The organism is Paenibacillus sp. FSL E2-0178 (assembly GCF_038593005.1).
GTDB classification, from domain to species: Bacteria; Bacillota; Bacilli; order Paenibacillales; family Paenibacillaceae; genus Paenibacillus_AQ; species Paenibacillus_AQ phytohabitans.
Genome location: NZ_CP151953.1, coordinates 2,288,676 through 2,309,306, shown reverse-complemented (window position 1 = coordinate 2,309,306; position 20,631 = coordinate 2,288,676). Strand labels below are relative to the sequence as shown.

Annotated in this window: 9 protein-coding genes; 8 read left to right on the top strand and 1 reads right to left on the bottom strand. The window is 51.9% G+C overall.

Annotation, left to right across the window (positions count from 1 at the left end):
• The first annotated feature begins 420 nt into the window (after positions 1-420).
• Positions 421-8,103, top strand: coding sequence for a pullulanase (locus MHI42_RS10330; protein WP_342423702.1), 7,683 nt, complete (start codon positions 421-423; stop codon positions 8,101-8,103).
• A 125-nt stretch (positions 8,104-8,228) separates the two neighbouring features.
• Here the strand turns inward: MHI42_RS10330 and MHI42_RS10325 are convergent, their stop codons facing one another.
• Complete coding sequence (locus MHI42_RS10325; RefSeq protein ID WP_342423701.1) at positions 8,229-9,977, bottom strand: alpha-glycosidase; 1,749 nt, start codon at positions 9,975-9,977, stop codon at positions 8,229-8,231.
• 737 nt (positions 9,978-10,714) lie between these two features.
• Here MHI42_RS10325 and MHI42_RS10320 point away from each other — a divergent pair.
• From MHI42_RS10320 to MHI42_RS10290, 7 genes are all read left to right on the top strand, one after another.
• Positions 10,715-12,049, top strand: coding sequence for a maltose ABC transporter substrate-binding protein (locus MHI42_RS10320; RefSeq protein ID WP_171717990.1), 1,335 nt, complete (start codon positions 10,715-10,717; stop codon positions 12,047-12,049).
• 142 nt (positions 12,050-12,191) lie between these two features.
• Positions 12,192-13,505 (top strand): sugar ABC transporter permease, encoded by a 1,314-nt coding sequence (locus MHI42_RS10315; protein ID WP_171717989.1) that lies wholly within the window; start codon positions 12,192-12,194, stop codon positions 13,503-13,505.
• Complete coding sequence (locus MHI42_RS10310) at positions 13,502-14,350, top strand: sugar ABC transporter permease (protein WP_171717988.1); 849 nt, start codon at positions 13,502-13,504, stop codon at positions 14,348-14,350. The genes MHI42_RS10315 and MHI42_RS10310 overlap by 4 nt, the downstream gene beginning before the upstream one ends.
• 122 nt (positions 14,351-14,472) lie before the next feature.
• Positions 14,473-16,527 carry a methyl-accepting chemotaxis protein gene (locus MHI42_RS10305; protein ID WP_342423700.1) on the top strand — a complete coding sequence of 685 codons (2,055 nt, stop codon included), beginning with the start codon at positions 14,473-14,475 and terminating at the stop codon, positions 16,525-16,527.
• An 87-nt stretch (positions 16,528-16,614) separates the two neighbouring features.
• The gene (locus tag MHI42_RS10300; protein WP_342423699.1) at positions 16,615-17,277 is read left to right on the top strand and encodes a Type 1 glutamine amidotransferase-like domain-containing protein; all 663 of its coding nucleotides are present in this window, start codon (positions 16,615-16,617) and stop codon (positions 17,275-17,277) included.
• A 567-nt stretch (positions 17,278-17,844) separates the two neighbouring features.
• Positions 17,845-18,741 (top strand): AraC family transcriptional regulator, encoded by an 897-nt coding sequence (locus tag MHI42_RS10295; protein WP_342424714.1) that lies wholly within the window; start codon positions 17,845-17,847, stop codon positions 18,739-18,741.
• A 133-nt stretch (positions 18,742-18,874) separates the two neighbouring features.
• On the top strand, positions 18,875-20,380 hold the full coding sequence (locus tag MHI42_RS10290) for an alpha-glucosidase/alpha-galactosidase (RefSeq protein WP_342423698.1): 1,506 nt from the start codon (positions 18,875-18,877) through the stop codon (positions 20,378-20,380).
• Positions 20,381-20,631 lie beyond the last annotated feature (251 nt).

Below are 20,631 nucleotides of genomic sequence, written 5' to 3'. Positions count from 1 at the left end.
AATTAATGACTTAATTATAGTGCAACTATAAGCAAATATTTGAGAATATTCTGGAAAATTACTAGTTGACAATAACTTTACTGGCGGATTAGTATGAAATCGAAATGAAGCAAGCGTTTACAAAGTCCGGTTTTATGCAGAATATTTATGTCGCTGCCCTGAGTAAATGGATAAGGGTTTGTGCACAAATGATTGCAAACGTTTGCACACGGGAAGGGCGAATTGAGGGCGTGAGGGCGTGATGGCTGAGGGCGTGAGGGCGTGATGGCGTGATGGTGTGATTTTGGAATTTGACAAGGAGGATCGGGGTCGGTTGGGCCTGACAAGCTATCTTTACAGCAGACATCCTGCAACCGGAGGGGTGGGAATTCTGCCGTTCATGTGGTTGAAGTTCATAACATTCATGGGGGGATTGACGGAATGAAATTTGCTTTACGGATAAAAAAGACTTTTGCAATCTTGATGGTTATCGCTCTTGTATGCTCGGGCTTTGGCATTAACCTGCCCAGAGTCAGCGCGGAAACGACAAAGGTTGTGCTGGTTGGTGACCTGCAGAGTAAGTTCACAGGGCTGGAGCCTGCTGAGACGGCGGACTGGAACGAGAAATCGACCGTAACCCAAATGACTTACAGGGGGGAGGGTCTGTACACCTTCACCGGCATGCTGCCGCAGGGGACCTATCAATATAAAGTGGCTCTTAACGATGCCTGGACCGAGAACTACGGGTATGGCAGCTACACTAATCCCGCCGGGACAGATGCTGACGGCAACATTCAGATTACATTAAGTGAGGATACAAGTGTAACCTTTTATTATAATGACATTACCAAAGCGATTGCAGATTCCACGTATTATTCACCGGTGCCTGCGGACCGTTTACCCCGGGTGACCGGCAGTCTGCAGACTGCGCTTGGAGATGAGCAGAATGACTCCCCTGCAGAGGCCCGTACGCTGCTAACCGATCCTGACTTCGACGGGGTCTATGAGGAGACGGCCACACTTCCTGCTGGCAATTATACCTACCAGATTTATCTTCCGGGCGCTGACCCATCGGGTGGAGTCTCCTATCCGGATACGGCGCAGGAGCTTAGGCTTCCCTCCGCATTACCTGTAACATTCAAATATAAAACGCAGGACAATACTGTGTCTGCCCATTATACGGTTCCTTCTGAACCGGGTACGGCTGTGCCTGTTCCTGCAGGACAGATAAGAGTTCATTACCACCGTGCTGCCGGTGATTATGCCGGTCAGGCGTTATGGACATGGGGCGATGTTGTATCGCCGTCCGTGAATTGGCCTAAGGATGCCGTTCCTTTCCCTGATGGACAAACCGATGCCTACGGCGCTTATGTCGATCTGCCTGTGAAGGATGGGGCGAAGACGATCTCGTTCCTCGTGGTAAACCGGACTACCGGGGTTAAGGAAATGGAAGACGGGGACAAAACCTTTAACATCAGTACTCCGCAGACCAATGAGGTCTGGATCACGGAAGGCTCGAATAAAGTAACCCCTTATGAACCGGTAGCTCTTCCGGCGAATACAGTGCGGATTCATTACATGCGTTCCGACAACAATCAGAGCCAGTACGGCCTGTGGCTGTGGGATGATGTGGTGACGCCGTCTAATGTGTGGCCCAAAGAGGCAACTCCTTTTGTACCGGAGAACAGGGATTCCTTCGGAGCCTATGCGGATATTCCGCTGAAGGAGAATGCCAAGACTATCAGTTTCATCGTTATGAAGCCTGCAAACGGAGACAAAGACGGTCCGGCGGGCAATGAGAACAAAAGCTTCGCTTTTCTGGACCGTTACAACCAGCTGTGGGTGAAGGAAAATGACCCGAATGTTTATACTTCACCTTTTGGCGAGACACCGGTTGGGCTGTTATCCGCAGATATATTGTCCGCAAGCAAACTATGGCTCGGGTTTACGTTAACGGACGGGCTCACGGCGGATGCTTTACAAACAGCCATATCCATAAAGGACTCGGAAGGAGCCTCTATTCCTGTTACAGGTGTGGCGGTTACAGGCGCAACTTCGGTTGAAGTGACTACCGGTACATTTGATCTGAAGAAAATCCCGCTGAGTGTCACGTATGCAGGTAAAACTGTATCCGCTTCCACCGGCTGGAGAATGATGGATGAGCTATACAATTACACAGGTGACGATCTCGGGGCCACGTACCATAAGGCCGGCAAGTCGGCAACGCTGAAGCTTTGGGCACCGAAAGCGAGCTCAGTAACTGCGGTGGTCTACGATAAAGCTGACGCTAATCTCACCGTAGGCCGCGCCGGACTGACTCTGGGTGACAAAGGAGTCTGGACGGCGGAGCTGACTCCTGCTGATCTGACCGGTGCACCCGGCGCAGAGGATGTCAGAGACTTCTATTACCAGTATGAAGTGACCAATGAGGGAGTAACTAAGCAGGTGCTTGATCCCTATGCCAAATCCATGGCTGTATTCACCGTGAATACGGCGGGAGAGGCAGGTGCAGGCGGTGATACGGTGGGCAAGGCAGCCATTGTGGATTTAAGCGCTACGGATCCCGAGGGCTTCCAGGCTGCAGACATTGCCGGCTATGAGGATCGTGAAGATGCCATTATCTATGAGGCACATATCAGGGATTTCACCTCCGATCCGGCAATCCAGTCGAGTCTCGGCGGGGAACGCTGGGGGTCTTATGCGGCTTTTGAGTCGAAGCTGGATTATATCAAATCACTGGGTGTCACCCACATTCAGCTGCTTCCGGTGATGGCCTGGTATTACGGGGACGAGACCGGGATGGAAGACAGGGAGCTGGACTATTCAGCTCAAGGCAATGAGTATAACTGGGGTTATGATCCACACAGCTATTTCTCTCCGGACGGGGCGTATTCCCGCAATCCGGCAGATCCGGAAGAGCGGATCAAAGAGCTGAAAGGCTTGATCGATGCGGTACACGAAGCCGGGATGGGCGTAATTCTTGATGTTGTATACACCCATATGGCCAAAAAAGAATTCCTGAACGATATCGTGCCTAATTATTATGCCTTCCAGGACCCGGCGGGCAACTTCATCGGCGGCTTCGGCAACAATCTGGCAACCAGCCATAAGATGGCCGAGAAGCTGATGGTCGATTCCGTAAAATACTGGTTCCAGGAGTACAAAATCGACGGGATGCGGTGGGACATGATGGGCGATGCCACAGCAGATGCGGTACAGGCTGCTTATGACGCAGCGGCTGCCATTAATCCCAAGGCCCTGTTCATCGGGGAGGGCTGGATTACCTTCGGGGGCGAGGCTTCGGATCCATCCCTCAAAGGCAAGGCTGCTGATCAGAAATGGATGGATAAGACGGACAGTGTCGGCGTATTCTCAGATGAATTCCGTAATGAGCTGAAATCCGGATACGGCTCCGAAGGAGATCCGCGGTTCATTACGGGCGGAGCGCGCCCCTTGACGACGATCTTGAACAATATCAAAGCGCAGCCTTCCAATATTCCGGCAGATGATCCGGGAGATATCGTGCAATACATTGAAGCGCATGATAATCTGACGCTCCATGATGTCATTGCCCTGGCCCTTCATAAGAATCCGCAGAACGCGGCAAATGAGCTGGAGATCCAGAAGCGGATCAGGCTCGGGAATATGCTGCTGCTGACTTCGCAGGGTACCGCATTCCTGCAGGCGGGTCAGGAGTACGGGCGTACCAAGCAATGGTTGGCTGCGGGGATTCCCGAACAGAAATATACTGAAGTCCTCGATGCGGCTGATCAATCGGTCAGTTATTTCATCAACGATTCCTACGATTCGTCGGATGCGGTCAATGCTTTCGACTGGGCCGCAGCAACGGATGAAGTGAACTTTCCGGTGCAGAATGCGACCAGAGAATACACGGCCGGGCTGATTAAGCTCAGAAAGTCTACCAACGCTTTCCGGCTGGGCGACATCAGTCTCGTGAATTCCAATGTCAAGCTTATCGAATCGCCTGAAATGCAGAAGGATGATCTGGTGATCGGTTATACAAGCAAGGCAACGGATGGAACCGGGATCTATTATGTCTTCATGAACGGTGACAGCAAGACAAGAACACTTTCTTTGCCGGAGAATTTGAGTGATGGTACTGTGCTTGCCGACAATGACGAAGCCGGCACTGAAGCTATTTCTGCCGCGGACCAGAGCGGATTCAGCCTGACTGCGGATTCGATCACCCTCGACCCGCTCACATCTGTAATTATCCGCAAGGATGCAGCCGCAGCAGTAGTGTCTCTGCTGGAGACTGACCAGGCCAGCTATTCGCTGAAGGAAGGGGCCGCGCATCAGACTGTGGTCACGGCCAAATATGCGGATGGCACTTCAAGCAAAGTGACCGCCAAAGCGCTGTATGTATCCGATAAACCGGAAGTAGCCACAGTGACAAGCAAAGGACTGGTGAAAGGGATTAAGGCTGGAACAGCGATCCTTACCATTACCTATGGCGGCGTGTCCGCGAATGTGACCGTAGAAGTAACCAGCCCGCCGGTGGAAACCAAACGGTATGTGCAGTTCACTTACACCCGGGAAGACAGGAATTATAAGGATTGGAGTGTATGGCTGTGGTATACCGGGGCAACAGACGGTGAGGTGAAGCTCCCCGAGCCCGCAGGAGATTCAGCAAGCTCGACGGTTCTGATTGAAGTAGGCAAAGACGCAACCCAGGTAGGCTTTGTGCTCATTAAAGGCCTGGATTGGTCTGACAACAAACAGGATATAGCGGATGACCGCTATATTGTTCTGACTCCCGGTGAGGCCTTTACCAAAGTCCGTGTAACCAGTATGGTCAAAGAGCTTGAAATCACCCCGGGCATCAGCGGTCCGCTGATGCAGGATGAAGCCATAACCTTCCTGTACCGTGATGACGAGCTGTTCCGCGGCGGCGATGTGTCTGCGATAACAGACATTAAAGTGAAGGTGAACGGTAAAGAATATCCGATGGAGTATGATCCGGCCAAGGAATGGTTCAGCTATAGGCTGAGCGGTCTCGAGGAAGGCATTTATAAGTATACCTTCATCGTAACCAAGGACGGAGCGACCCGCGAGTTCACCGACCCGCACAACACGGTGGGCGGAGAATCTTCCCTGTACTATCACAAACCGGAGGTTAACATTACGGCAACGGTGAATCCGACGGCTGTAACCTCCAATGAGAATGCTGTAGTAACGGTGAAGGCTGTCTCCACAGAGGAAGTGTCCTATAAGGACGCCTATCTGGATCTTACCGCTCTGGGAGGACCAGCCAAGGTCAAATTCGATACAGAGCTTATGCAGCAGACCATAGCAGTGAAGGATAACGTGCCGGCGGGTATCAAAAGCATTCCAATTGTCCTTGTAGACCAGTATGGCAATCTGCACAGACAGTCTGCTGAAATCGAGGTGAAAGCCAGAACCTACAGCGGTTCCAAGCTTGATTTCGACTGGGATGAGGCGCGGATCTATTTCGCACTGACGGACCGCTTCAAGGACGGTGACCCTGACAACAATGAGAATGTGGACAAGGCACATCTTGAAGCCTATCATGGCGGCGATTTCAGGGGGATGATCGGCAAGCTTGATTATCTGCAGGAGCTGGGCATCAACACGCTCTGGATCACGCCGGTTGTAGACAATATTGATTTCAACCAGGGGTTAAGCTTTGGCGGCAAACAATATGCTTATCACGGGTATTGGGCCAAGGATTTCACTAAGCTTGATGAGCATCTTGGGGACATGGAGACCTTCAAGGAGCTGATCGAGAAGGCGCATGACAAGGGCATCAAGATTATGGTCGATGTAGTGCTTAATCATACAGGCTACGGGTTGAAGGAGGATGACGTCAATCCGCAGGTGGCTGCAGAGGACAAAGCGCGTTTTGCGGGAATGCTGCGTACGGACGGCGTTCAAGCCGATACGGATGTCATCAAAGGCGAGCTCAGCGGATTGCCGGACTTCAAGACGGAAGATCCTGCGGTACGCGAACAGATCATTGCTTGGCAGACAGGCTGGCTGGATAATGCCCGGACAGAGCGGGGAGATACAATCGACTATTTCCGCGTTGATACGGTCAAACATGTGGAGAGCACAACCTGGAAAGCATTTAAAAATGCGCTGACGGCTATAGATCCGGGCTTCAAAATGGTCGGCGAATACTTCGGCGGAACCGCCGATAATGACGGCGGCATGCTGCAGAGCGGGCAAATGGACGGTTTGCTTGATTTTAGCTTTAATGATCAGGCCAAGCTGTTCGCAGACGGCACCATTAATGCTGTGGATGCTTATCTGCAGGAGCGCGAAGCGAAGATCAGCAATACCGGGGTGATGGCACAATTCCTCAGCAGCCATGATGAGGATGGTTTCCTCTCAGACTACGTTGACGGGGACAAGGGTAAGCTCAAGATCGCTGCCGCGCTGCAGATCACGGCCAAGGGCCAGCCGGTGATTTACTATGGGGAAGAGCTGGGCCGCTCCGGTAAAAATGCCGGGGATATGGCAAGTGGCGAGTTCAGCGAAAACCGGGGCGATATGCCTTGGGATCAGCTTACTGCAGAGCAGGGACTTCATGATCATTATCAGAAGCTGCTGAACATTAGGGCGGAATATTCGCAGCTATATGCCAAAGGTATCCGCACCAAGCTTGCGGGCTCCGATGATCTGGGATATCTGGCCTTCAAGAAGCAATACGGGAACGATAACGTGGTTACGGTAATCAACACGAAGAAGGAAGGTCTGAGTGCAGAAATTCCCGTGCCTTTTGCGGCCTTGTCTTCTGTAAGAGATGAGTACAGCGGCAAGCTGTATACGGTATCGGCTGACCGGAAGATTACGATTGATCTGCCGGGCAGAGATGACGGAGGTACCGTGATTCTGGCGGCGGAGACAGTTGTAGTACCGCCAACACCGACACCAACGCCAACACCAACACCAGCGGCAGAATCCGAAACTAGTTCCGTTGTAAAGCCAACGGTAAAGTCAACACCAACGCCAGGGCCAACGGCAGTTCCGGCAGGTACACAGATCATAAGTGAGCCGGATCTTCGAAATGGCAAGGATGGCAGAGTAGAGCTCAGTCTGGAACAGGGCAAGACTTCGGTGCTGCTGCCGGTCCAGGCAGCTAAGCTGCTGGGGAATAACGGGCTGGTTATTCACTCGGAGGGGCTGTCCGTTACAATCCCGAATGCTGTGCTGGCTGATATTCAGGCCATGGTTACTGGTGCGGATGCGGACAGTTCACATATCCTGCTGGAGCTGACTCCGCTTAGCGAAGCTGCAGCGCAGGATGCAGTCAAGAGATTCAGTAAGGAGAACACGGCTGCTACTGCTGTATCCGGGGTATACGACCTTAAACTGCAGATTATCAAAAAAGACGGGACCAGCCTGCCTGTTACAACGTTCAAGCAGCCGGTTACTTTGACGCTTAAGCTTCAGGGCAACCCGGTTAAGGATTGGACAGGTGTGTTCTATCTGGGAGATAACGGTGAGCTGAAGTATATTGGGGGCGCAGCGCAAGCGGATGGTTCACTTACTGCGGCAGTTACACATTTCAGCAAGTATACAGCACTTCAGATAAATACAGTGTTCAAGGATGTGCCTGATACCCACTGGGCTTCTGCTGCCATTAAATCACTTGCAGCCAAACAGGTGGCAACAGGAGTATCGGCTGCTGAATTTGAACCTGCAAGAAACGTGACGCGTGCGGAGTTTACAGCATTGCTGATGCGTGCACTCGGACTGTCAGGGGAAGGGAGAGCGTTATTCGCTGATGTCCAGGCTGATGCCTGGTACGCTTCTTATGTAGCCGCTGCCGTCCAATCAGGCATTGTTAACGGACGCAGCAGCACTGCCTTTGCCCCGGATGCTACAATCAGCCGTGAGGAAATGGCGGTGATGATTATCCGTGCTCTGGAGTTCAAACAGGGCAAGGTTCTGGCATCCTCAACAGGCCAGGTCTTATTCGCGGATGCCTCCAGTATCAGTGAATGGGCACATGCTTATGTGAATGCCGCCGTAGAGCTTAAACTTGTGCAAGGCAGAGACCATCATCTCTTTGCGCCGCAAGGACAGTTAACCCGTGCAGAGAGTGCGCAGGTGATTTACAAGCTGCTCGGCAAATAGCACGCGCAACGAATCAGATCAGAACGTAAACAGGGTATTCCGCAAGCCATAACGGCTGCGGAATACCCTGTTTGCTTTGCCTGGAATATAACTCAATCCAATGAATGGAGCACCTGAGACGGAGGCTAGGCCATATTAGCCTGCAGTACTGCATAACCGTAAGCCGGAAGTTTGAGCGACAGCTTGCCGCGTTCCGCGCGGAGCGGTTCGCCGGTGAACAGGTTCTCCCAGGAGCGTTCCTGTACGTCTACCCGGAAGGTCTGTGCGGTCTCCTCAGTATTGATCAGCACGTGAATAAGATCATCGCCCAGGCTGCGTTCATAAGCCAGCTTGGTGCCGCCGGGCCCGGCCTCCAGGAACATGAAGCTTCCTGTGCGCAGTGCCGGATGGCTGCTGCGGATCTCGATCAGCTTGCGGTAATAATTGAACAGGCTGCGGTCCTGCATCGCCGGATTCCACTCCATGCACTTGCGGCAGCCCGGGTCGCCTTCACCATCCATGCCGATCTCATCCCCGTAATAAATGCAGGGAGTGCCCATGAAGGTGAACTGGAACAGCGCAGCCAGCTTCAGCTTATTCTTGTCCCCGTCCGCGAGCGTCAGTAAACGCGGGGTGTCGTGGCTGTCCAGCAGGTTGAAGGCAACCTCGCTGGCCTGCAGCGGGTAGCGCGACAGCTGTTTGCCGATGGAGTTGGCGAAGCCCTCCGCATCGAGCTTGCCATACACGAAGAAGTCGAGCACCGCATCCGTGAACGGGTAGTTCATCACTGCATCGAACTTGTCTCCCTCCAGCCATGGCGCGGATTCATGCCAGATCTCACCGAGAATATAAGCCTCGGGATTCGCACGCTTCACCACCTTGCGGAAGTCGCGCCAGAATTCATGATCGACCTCGTTGGCCACATCCAGGCGCCAGCCGTCGATGCCGACCTCCCGGATCCAATACTCAGCGACTTTCAGCAAATATTCCTTAACCTCAGGATTCTCCGTATTCAGCTTCGGCATCAGCGGCTCAAAGGCAAAAGCGTCATAATTCGGAATGTTATCCACTACCTGAAGCGGGAACTCGCGGACATGGAACCAGTCTTTATAAGCGGAGGCTTCACCTTTCTCCAGCACATCCACGAACGGGGCGAAGGTACGTCCGGCATGATTGAATACAGCGTCAAGCAGCACACGGATACCGCGTTCATGGCAGGCGTCGACCAGCCTTTTCAGCGTCTTCACATCCCCGAAATGCGGATCCACCTGCATGTAGTCTTCCGTATCATATTTATGGTTGGTGGTAGCTGTGAAGATTGGTGTGAAATAGATGCCCGTGATACCCAGCTCAGTAAGATGATCCAGATGGTCAATGACCCCCTGCAGATCACCGCCGAAGAAGTTGTCTGGCTTAGGTGTGCCGCCCCATGGCTGTACATTGTCCGGATTCAGACTGGAATCGCCGTTCGCGAAACGTTCAGGGAAGATCTGATAGAAGACAGCATCCTTCACCCACGCCGGAGGAATGAAGACGTCACCGCGGTTGATATAAGGGAATTCGAACAGCCGGTTTGGATTGGCGGGACGTTCGGTTTGGAAATCGCTTTCGGTCATCCAGATGCGCTCATGGCCTTTTTGCAGCAGGAAGCCGTACTTCAACCGGCGGTAAAGGGGGACGGACTCGCACTCCCAGTAATCGAACATCGCATCCGAAGTGAAAAGAGTCATAGGAATCAACTCCTTGGTGTTGTCCCAGGCGTACTTGTCTCCGGCCCAGGCGAATACGTCGGTTAAATCCCCTTTCTTGGCACGCAGACGCAGGTGGATCGTTTCATGATCGTAGGCATAAGACCAATTGAGGCGCGGACGATGATACACAGCTTCTAACAACATACTAATTCCTCCTAAGGTTTAGTGAACCAAACACCCCTGAATGACACCTGGCAAACCAGCGCTGGCTCCGGAAGCAAGCTTTTTACAAACACAGTCCTATATCTGGCAAGTGCATGATTAGCACAGTAGCTGTGCCACAATCGCACTAATCATTCAGATTCTGCGCATACCAAACAGGCACAACCGGCGCCGGGCAGCTTGTCCGAGGTTGTACCCAATTGAAGTAACATTGCCTTTGAATTATGTGAAGAACAGGGGCGTTCTTAATGTTTTGGATTATAGCATGGAATAAATTGAGGTTCAATACGTTTGTACAAACATTTGCACAAATACTGATGGGCAGGAAACCGATTTCCAAAGCTTGGAAAATGAGATTATATGGAAATTAAATTACAAAATTCGCTAAAATACAGCAAAAAATGCGGATTATAAATTTTATCAATAAGATATATAGAGATATTTGAAGAAATCCTGTGAAATTAGAAGGAAATAACAAATAATGTACAGGAAATCATTGAATTTGCTTAAATACACTCTGTGCAAACGTTTTAACAATCTTGCCTGCTGATGTATTATGAATTCAGGAATGAAGCGCTTTCTAAAACTTGGCGGAGCACATAAGGAAGGGTCAATCTGCAAAACTTGAATTTTTTTTGAGTCTTCTGAAATCGTTTGCGCAAAGTCGGAGGCATCATGTTCAAATCAAGTGATATACAAATCGGGAGGGGTTAAAAGCAATGAATTTGAAAAAACTCATGGTTCTCACCGCATCGTTCTCTATGGCAATGTCGATTACGGCGTGCGGCTCAAACAACAATAACGGGGGAAATGCAGCAGCAACCAATGCTCCTGCGAATAATGCAGCAGCAACAGACAACGCTGGCACGAACGGCGGGAATGCTCCGGCAACAGATGAGATTGTACCTGAAGACGGCGCATCACTGGTGATCTGGGAGAGTAAAGAGGAAAGAGCATTTGCTGAAGAGATCGCCAAGCAGTTCACCGCGCAGTACAACGTTCCCATCAAAATTGAAGAGGTAGCACCGCCCGATCAGGTCGGCAAGCTGACACAAGATGGCCCGTCAGGTCTGGCTGCAGACGTTGTCCTCATTCCTCACGATAATCTGGGTAAGGCTGCAAGCGCCAGCCTGCTGCTTCCAAACGATATTTTCGGTGAGCAGACCAAAGCTGAGAACACAGAAGCATCCATCGTAGGCTCGTCCTATGAGGGTGAACTGTACGGTTATCCGAGAGCGGCAGAAACCTATGCGCTGTTCTACAACAAATCGCTGGTCAAGGAAGCACCTAAATCCTTCGATGACGTGATTGCCTTCAGCAAAACGTTCACTGATAAAGCCAAGAACAGATACGGAATTATGTGGGAAGTCGGCAACATGTACTTCAACTATCCGTTCATCGCTACAACCGGCGGTTACCTGTTCGGCAAAGACGGCACGGACAAAGACGATATCGGTCTGAACAATGAAGGCGCGATCAAAGGTCTGAGTGAATTTGTAAAGCTGAAAGAAATATTGCCGATTAAGAGCGGCGACATTAACCCGGACATCAAGCGCAGCTTGTTCAACACTGGCGATGTGGCCATGGATATCACTGGACCTTGGGAGCTTGCCGGTTATAAAGAAGCTCTGGGTGACAACCTCGGAATTGCTCCGATTCCTACCATTGACGGCAAAACAGCGATTACGTTCTCCGGAATCAAAATTTTCGCAGTCAACGCCTACACACAGTATCCGAATGCTGCTAAATTGTATGCCCGCTTTGCTTCCGGCAAAGATGCGCAGCTGACGCTCAACAAACTGATCGGTTCCGTGCCTACGAATAACGAAGCACTGCAGGATGCACAAATCACTAGCGATCCGTATGTATCCGCTTTTGCTGAACAAGCCAAGAACTCCCAGCCGATGCCTTCGATTCCTGAAATGGGTAACGTATGGAGCCCCGTAAATGCAGCGCTCCCGGCAATCTGGGATAACAACACTGATCCTAAGGCAGCTATGGACAAAGCAGTAGAACAAATCAAGGATTTGAATAACGGGGCATCGGCCCAGTAAAATCAGCTCTCCGGCAGTGTATTCATCAGCTGCCCTTGAGGCAACAAACAACCATCAGCACACAGTGGAATCAAATCGCCCGCCGCATAGCTCGCGGCGGGCAGTTTCCTGAATTCCGCGCGGAGAGGAGAACGGAAGGGAAATGCAGCGATACAAAGCTAGAGCCGCAGTACTGTCGGCCATTTTTATGGGATTGGGACAAATATATAACCGCCAATTCATCAAAGGGCTTATTTTCATAGCTGTAGAAGCAGCCGCACTATTCTATTTCATTACCAATTTGGGCAGGGCCTTCTGGGGCATCACCACACTCGGGGAATCTCCAAGCCGCCTTGAGAAGGTTAAGGGCATCGCCAAGATGGTTCCCGGTGACCATTCCATCGTTATTCTGATTGAAAGCCTGATTACCCTGCTGTTCTTTGTGTTATTCCTGATTGTCTGGTACATGAATATTAGGGATGCCCATAAAATCGGAGCAGAACGCGAAACCGGTCGTCCCTCGAATACATTCAAGCAATCCGTACGCTATATTCTGGATTACAAATTTGCCCAGAGCTTTTTGCTGCTTCCGGGTATCGGTATTTTGTTCTTCACCATCATGCCGATTGTTTTTATGATCATGCTGGCCTTCACCAACTATGCCGCACCGGACCACATTCCGCCGGCCAGACTGGTAGACTGGGTAGGCTTTGAAACCTTCCGCAATCTGCTGGTGCTGAAATCCTGGAGCCATACCTTCTATGGAGTACTTACCTGGACTATTATCTGGGCGGTTCTATCGACTATTACTACTTATTTCGGCGGGATGCTCGTTGCCCTGCTGATCAACCAAAAAGGGGTCCGCTTCAAAGGCATGTGGAGAATGATTCTGATCATCCCCTATGCCGTGCCGCAGATGATCTCCCTCCTGCTGATGCGCAACCTGTTCAACGGACAGTTTGGACCGATCAACCAGTATCTCGGCTACTTCGGACTTGGCGGACTGCCATGGCTGACAGATCCGTTCTGGGCAAAGGTCACGGTCATTATTGTCAACATGTGGGTTGGTATTCCGGTATCCATGCTGCTGATTATGGGTGTGCTGACTACGATACCGCGCGATATGTATGAAGCAGCCGAAGTGGACGGGGCTACGAATTATCAGAAGTTCCGGATTGTTACGCTGCCTATGATTCTGTTCTCTACCGCGCCTACACTGATTATGCAGTTTGCCGGCAATATCAATAACTTTAATGCAATCTATCTGCTAACCGCAGGCAACCCGGTCAACGGTAACTATCAGTACGCCGGGTCAACCGACCTGCTCGTAACGTGGCTGTATAAGCTGACGCTGGATCAGAACAAGAATAATATGGCTTCCGCGATAGGGATCATTCTCTTCATCATTGTTGCCGGGTTCTCCCTGTACAATTACCGCCGGACCAAGTCATTCCAAGAGGAGGATATGATTCAATGATCACCTCACGCAAGCTTGCGAGCTTTATTCGTTTGGGCCTCAGCTACATCATTCTGGTTATCCTGGCGATTGCTGCGATCTATCCGGCACTCTGGATTCTTCTGGCATCCTTCCGTCCGGGCAAATCCCTGTACAGCAAAACGCTGATTCCCGACCATTTTACACTGGCTCATTACAAAGAGTTGTTCACTTCACCGGTCTATATGTTCGGAACCTGGTACGCAAATACGCTCAAGATTGCCGTGTTCTCCATGCTGATCGGCGTGGTGCTGACGCTTTTGACCAGTTACGCCTTATCCCGGTTCCGGTTCAAAAGCCGCAAGACGACCATGTCAACCCTGCTGATCCTCGGGATGTTCCCGGGCTTCATGAGTATGATTGCAATCTATCTGCTGCTGAAGGAGTTCAATCTGCTGGATACCCATCTGGCATTGATTATCGTGTACGCTGCCGGAGCACCGCTCGGAGGGACCTTGATTGCCAAAGGCTTCCTGGATACGATTCCGCGTTCGCTGGATGAAGCCGCGCGGATTGACGGGGCGAGCAACTTCGGGATTTTCACACGGATTATCCTGCCGCTGTCCCGCCCGATGATCACTTATATGGCACTGACCCAGTTTGTCGGCCCATGGGTGGACTTCATCTTCGCCAAGCTGATTCTGCGGACCAAGGAGAACTGGACCGTCGCGGTCGGAATGTGGGATATGGTCAATACGATGCAGAATTCCAACTTCACGCTGTTCGCAGCGGGTGCAGTATTGATCTCTGTACCGATTATGATCCTGTTCGGCTTCCTGCAGCGCCTGCTTGTGGATGGTCTGACCGCAGGGGCGAGCAAGGGGTAAGCCTTTAAGGAATAAGGATAATAAGAAATGCTGATGTCATTATGAATAACAGGTGCGGCCTTTATGCAGTCAACGAAGGGCTGCACCTGTATTTTTTACCGAACAAATAAGGAGAGAGCGTAATGAAACGGCAGCGGAAATTAAACTTCAGATCGGTTGGCGTCAAATTATTTGTGATTCTGTTCTGTACAATTGTGCTATTGTCCTCTGTGCTGGGCTTAACCTCCTATTATGCTGCTAAAAGAATCATTACCAACGAGGTAGCAGCGGCATCCTCACAGTCTATTGTGCAGGCGGCGGACAAGCTGGACTTCCTGTTTGCTGAATATGAAGCGCTTTCAAGGCAATTCGCCGTAGACTCTGCACTAAAATCAGATATGGAGACCATCCATAATCCCGGTGCCGGAACGGTAGCCAAGGTAGCAGCTGAAGACCGGATCCGCCGTAAGCTGGATTCCGTCCGGGGCTCCGATGATCGCCTGCTGGGCGTCCGGCTGGTCGCAAGAAGCATGGTGGATGCTGAATCCTACAAATCAACAGGCATCAGCGGCGTGCGCAGTGATGAAGGCGTTCTTGCCCGCATGAAGGAGATCGATAACGGCAAAGGCAACCCCGTCTGGTTCCCCGCACGGGCCAAAGGCTTCTTCGACGCTTACAGTGAGTCCTCCATGACAATGGGCCGTCTGCTGCGGAATATCCAGAACCCGGCAGCGGAGTATTATATGCTGATTGAGGTGAAGGGTAAAGCTCTGACCGATGTATTATCCAATCTGCATATCGGACTTGCCGGGGAGATCCGCATCCTTGACAGGGCTGGCAATATTGTGTACGGGGCGGATAACGGGCTGCTCGGACAGCCTTCTTACATACAGGCAGCGGATACCGGGGTTGAAGGGCAGAAGCAATCCTTCACTGCGGCTGATGAGCAGGGCAGCTCACAGCTTGTGGTCTATCAGCCGCTGGTGACAGCTGACTGGACACTGCTGGGTTATGCTCCGGTGAGTGATTTCACTAAATCGGCAGACCGGCTGCTCTATATTACACTGCTGGTTGTGCTGGCTGCGGCTGTGATTGCGCTGGTGATTGGTTATGTGCTGGTGCGGCTGATCGGCCGCCCGCTCGGCAAGCTGGCCCGGCTGATGGAGGAAGGCGAACAGGGGAATCTGCAGGTGCGGACGAACTTCAAGGGCCAGGATGAGATCGGGCGGCTGGGACACAGCTTCAACCGGATGATGGAGCAGATCTCCCGGCTGGCCGGCCAGAGCAGCAGTTCGGCGGCGGCGGTACTGGCCACGTCCGAGCAGTTGGTGCTTGCTTCGGGGGCGACCCGTACTCATGCCAGGGAAGTGGCTGCCGCAACCGGCGAGATCGCCGGCGGGGCAGCCAGCCTGGCGGCAGAAGCGGAGAGCAGCAACCGCAAGGTGGAGCTGATGGGAGACAAGACGGACGAAGTGGCGGAGACGAATGCAGTCATGGCTGATTCCGCAGGAAAGGTCATGGCGGTAAGCGGCCAGGGAGCGGAGCTGATGAAGAAGCTGGTGGATCAAAGTGAATCTGCCCTGAAGATGATGAATCTGATTCAGGAGAACTCGGGCATGCTGCGTGACAGCACGGTGCTGATCCGCAGCATTCTCTCCCCGATGATTGCCATGAACAAGCAGACGAATATTCTGGCTCTTAATGCTTCTATTGAAGCTGTACGTGCGGGGGCTGCGGGGAGGGGCTTTAATGTTATTGCCGATGAGATCAGGGGACTGGCTAACCAATCCAGCCAGTCCATTGCGTCTGTCTCCAGAATTACGGAGGAGATCAGCGGCCATATCGAGAACACGGTTAAGGTAGTGAGTGAAGCAGCACCGCTGTTCAGCGGGCAGATAACCTCGGTCCGGGAATCTTCGCTTATCTTTGAAAGTGTGCGGGCGGAGATGGAAGTGTTCAGCGGTTATCTAAGCCAGTCTTCGGCGGCGGTTAAGGAGCTGACCGGTTACCGTCAGCAGCTGGGGCAATCCATGGCGAGCGTAATCTCGGTCGTGCAGCAGACCAGTGCCTCAACGGAGGAGGTGGCTTCGATGTCTTCACAGCAGTTCATAGTGAGCGAGGAGCTGGTGGCTCTGTCAGGCAAGCTGGAGGTGCTAGCTGAGAATCTGAAGCAGTCGATGGTTTCTTTTCAGGGATGAGCCGGTGTGTAGTTGATAAAGTGAAGTGCTATTGCCAGAACTTACACTTGTCGTTATAGTTGTCTGTAAAAAACCGAAGGTGATGTCATGGATAAGCACTTATTTCTGAATGGCGGGGGTCCGCCGTTTACGCAGGATCTGGCAAGGAAGTATAAAGATATAGCGGGTGAAGGCGCAGGTCCGGTTGTTGTATTATTCGTGGAGCGTGGGGAGAGCTGGGAAGATTACGTGCCGGTCTATACGCGTCCGCTGGCTGATGCAGGGTTAACAGAGTTCCGTTATCTGCCGCTGCCCGCTACGCCTGCGGATGTTGTTGTTCAGAGCATAGAGACCTGCTCGGGCATTATCATCGGAGGCGGGGATACGGACCTGTATGCCGATTATATTGTAGATACCGCGATTGGCGGCGCTATTAAACGGAGGTATGAGTCTGGCGTTCCGGTTGCGGGGTTCTCGGCGGGAGCTTTAATCAGCCCTGAGCTGTGTATTATTTCCGCTAAGGATAATGAGAGCAGGTTGTTTGATCACCGCAAGGGCTTGAATCTAATCCCTGAGCTGCTGCTGTCCGTACATTTTACCCAGTGGGAGGATGAAGATCATTTAAGAACCGCCGTCCGTACGTTCGGTGATCTTCCGAATTACGGGATCGATGAAGAAACAGGGATCTACCTGTTGAACGGAGCGCTGGAAATGGTGGAGGGCGGCGGAGTGTATAGCGTGGTGAATGATATTTTGACTAAAATTCATTAATCATGGCGAACAAGAGCAGAGAAAGACACTTAGATAGGATTATTGAAAACAAGAGTAGAGAAAGACACTTAGATAGGATCATTGAAAACAAGAGTAGAGCGCTTCGTGCCTTTGCTTTTGTTTTTTCTGCGTTCTTCTCTCTGCTGCACATAATAAATAAGCGAAAATCCTGCACGAAATACAACATTCCCCTCATCAAATTGGCCTGAATGGAAAAATATTGTATTAAATACAATATTTCATCTAATCCAGTCGGATTAATGAACCAATTCTTGTATTTCATACAACAATACTCTGGAAAACCCCCGGCTACATGAACTAAAGTTGCAATACTTACAACATTTACGCGGATAGAGAGATTACTGGAAAATTTTGATTATCTGCGAGGATGGAGCTCTGAATCTGTGTGATCCTCACCTGAAATTCTAATTTACATTCAAGAAATGATTAACTTATAAATCTATGTTATTCCAGTATTGGACTTCGGTCAGCTTCTTGTCCTGGGGGAGCTCAAGGGATACACTTGTGCTATGAATACTGGCGAAGGAGGCATGCGGGATGCCGGAGTTGAACGGAAGTCTTTTTCAGCAGGCTTTGCTTGACGGGGATTACAGCCCGCGATTCCTGGCCTACTATTACAAGCAGTGGAGCAACTACACGATGGCCTACCATCAGCATAATTCCACCGAAATCATGTATCTGATCTCAGGCAGCTGTGTGGTCGAGGTACGGGATGAATCGGGCGGCCATACCCCCTTCCGGCTGAAGCGGGGAGAAATGATTCTGCTGGATGCAGGCGTTCCCCACAGGCTGATCGTCGAAGACGGGTCCTCCTGCCGGATGCTGAATGTGGAATTCGCATTCACAGAGTACGGCGGTGTAGCTCCCTCGGTAAGCAGGCTGGTCCGGGAGGAAGAGGCGCTGGCAGATTTGCTGCAGAGTCCCTTCAATAGTCTGGTGCTGTCAGACCAGGAAGAGGTGTTTCATGTACTAAAGGCATTGGTGCTGGAGCTGGATCAGCAGGGGAAGCGCGGAAACAGCATGGCGCATCTGCTCTTCTCGGAATTGCTGCTGCGTCTGTCCAGACTGCGGCGGGAATCGCTGCCGGCAAGTGGGCAGCCTTCACAGCTCTATGTACGGCGCGCGGTAGAGTTCCTGCACCAGAACTATGACCGGATTATTCAAGTCAAGGAAGTCGCGCTCACTGTGAATGTCCACCCGGGCTATCTGCAGCGGATCTTCAGGACACATACCGGCCAGACCTTAACCGATTACCTGAACAGGCTGCGTATGGAGAAGGCCCGGATGCTGCTTGGGCAGAGTGAGATTCCGGTCGCTGAGATCGCTGATTATGTGGGCATTAGCAGCAGGCAGTATTTTCATCTCCTGTTCAAAAAGTATACCGGCTGTACTCCGATCGAATACCGCAACTCGCTGGACCGCCATTCCTGGAGTGAGGAATAGATGGGTTTCTGCTCTAAAGGTGAGAATTGTTGACACTATGACGGCAAAGTGGTCATGATATTGGTTACGCTTCCCGCAGCCTCCTTGCTACAATGGACAGGAATCTACAATTCTTTGCCGGAGGATGATAACAATGTCTTTTAAAGTAACCTTTATCGGGGCGGGCAGTATCGGATTTACACGCGGGCTGCTGCGCGACCTGCTGACAGTACCGGAATTCCGTAATATTGAAGTCTCATTCATGGATATAAACAGCCATAATCTGCAGATGGTCACCGAGCTGTGCCAGCGGGATATTAAGGAGAACGGCCTGGATATCGTGATCGCTCCCACCACGGACCGGAGAGAAGCGCTGAAGGATGCCAGGTACGTATTTTGCACTATACGCATGGGCGGCCTTGAGGCGTTCGCCACCGATGTGGACATTCCGCTGAAATACGGCGTGGACCAATGCGTAGGTGATACGCTGTGTGCGGGAGGGATCATGTACGGACAGCGCGGCATTGCCGAGATGCTGGAGATCTGCCGGGATATCCGGGAGACGGCTGCGCCGGATGTGCTGCTTCTGAATTACTCGAATCCCATGGCCATGCTCACCTGGGCCTGCAATAAATATGGCGGTGTGCGGACCATCGGACTCTGCCATGGCGTACAGCACGGACATCATCAGATCGCCGAAGTCTACGGGCTGGAGAAGTCGCAGGTGGATATTATCTGCGCCGGAATCAATCACCAGACCTGGTATATCTCTGCGAAGCATGAGGGCAAGGATCTGACGGTCGGACTGCTGGAGGCCTTCGAGCAGCATCCGGAATTCAGCCGGACCGAGAAGGTGCGGATCGATATGCTCCGCCGCTTCGGCTACTATAGCACGGAGTCGAATGGACATCTGAGCGAATATGTTGCCTGGTACCGCAAACGCAGCGGCGAGATTATGGACTGGATCGATCTGGGCAGCTGGATCAACGGCGAGACAGGCGGATACCTGCGGGTCTGCACAGAAGGCCGCAACTGGTTCGAAACGGACTTCCCGAACTGGATGAAGGAACCGGCTCTGGAGTATACCCGGGAGAACCGCGGCGAGGAGCATGGCTCCTATATAATAGAAGGACTTGAGACGGGCCGCGTATACAGAGGTCATTTCAATATGGTGAATAACGGGGTCATCTCCAATTTGCCGGACGATGCCATTATTGAAGCTCCGGGGTATGTAGACCGCAACGGTATCTCGATGCCGCTGGTCGGCGACCTGCCGCTGGGCCCGGCGGCTGTCTGCAATGTAAGCATCTCCGTGCAGCGGCTGGCCGTGGAAGCAGCCGTGCATGGCGATGACAAGCTGCTGCGCCAGGCCTTCATGATGGACCCGCTGGTCGGTGCGGTCTGTAATCCGAAGGAGATCTGGCAGATGGTGGATGAGATGCTGGTTGCCGGGGAGCCTTGGCTGCCGCAGTACGGCGCGGCTATCGCTGAAGCGAAGGAACGTCTAGCTTCCGGTAATCTGATCCCGACGAATGCCGGCAACGAAGGCGCTGCCCGGCTGAAGGTGAAGACCGTGGATGAAATGATGCAGGACCGTGAGGCCGCGAACAAAAACGCCGGGGAGTCCGATAAGGGCAAGGATAGAGAGAAGGTGCACTAAATAAGTTACTTCAGCCGGAAGCAGCGCGTTTGCGTCCGGCTTTTTGTTGATGTTCGGGGACGTGAAGGTCACACAAATTAGATTGAAACCGGAAATGAAAAAATTGGCGGATGTGGCGGGAGTTGACGGATGTGGCGCAAGTGGGGGAGTTACTGGTGCAGATGGCGTAGTCGGAATGAAGCGGACTGAGAAGACGCTATTTTGGCCAAAAGCCTCATATTGCCGCTGATTCGGACTGAGATTCCGTTATC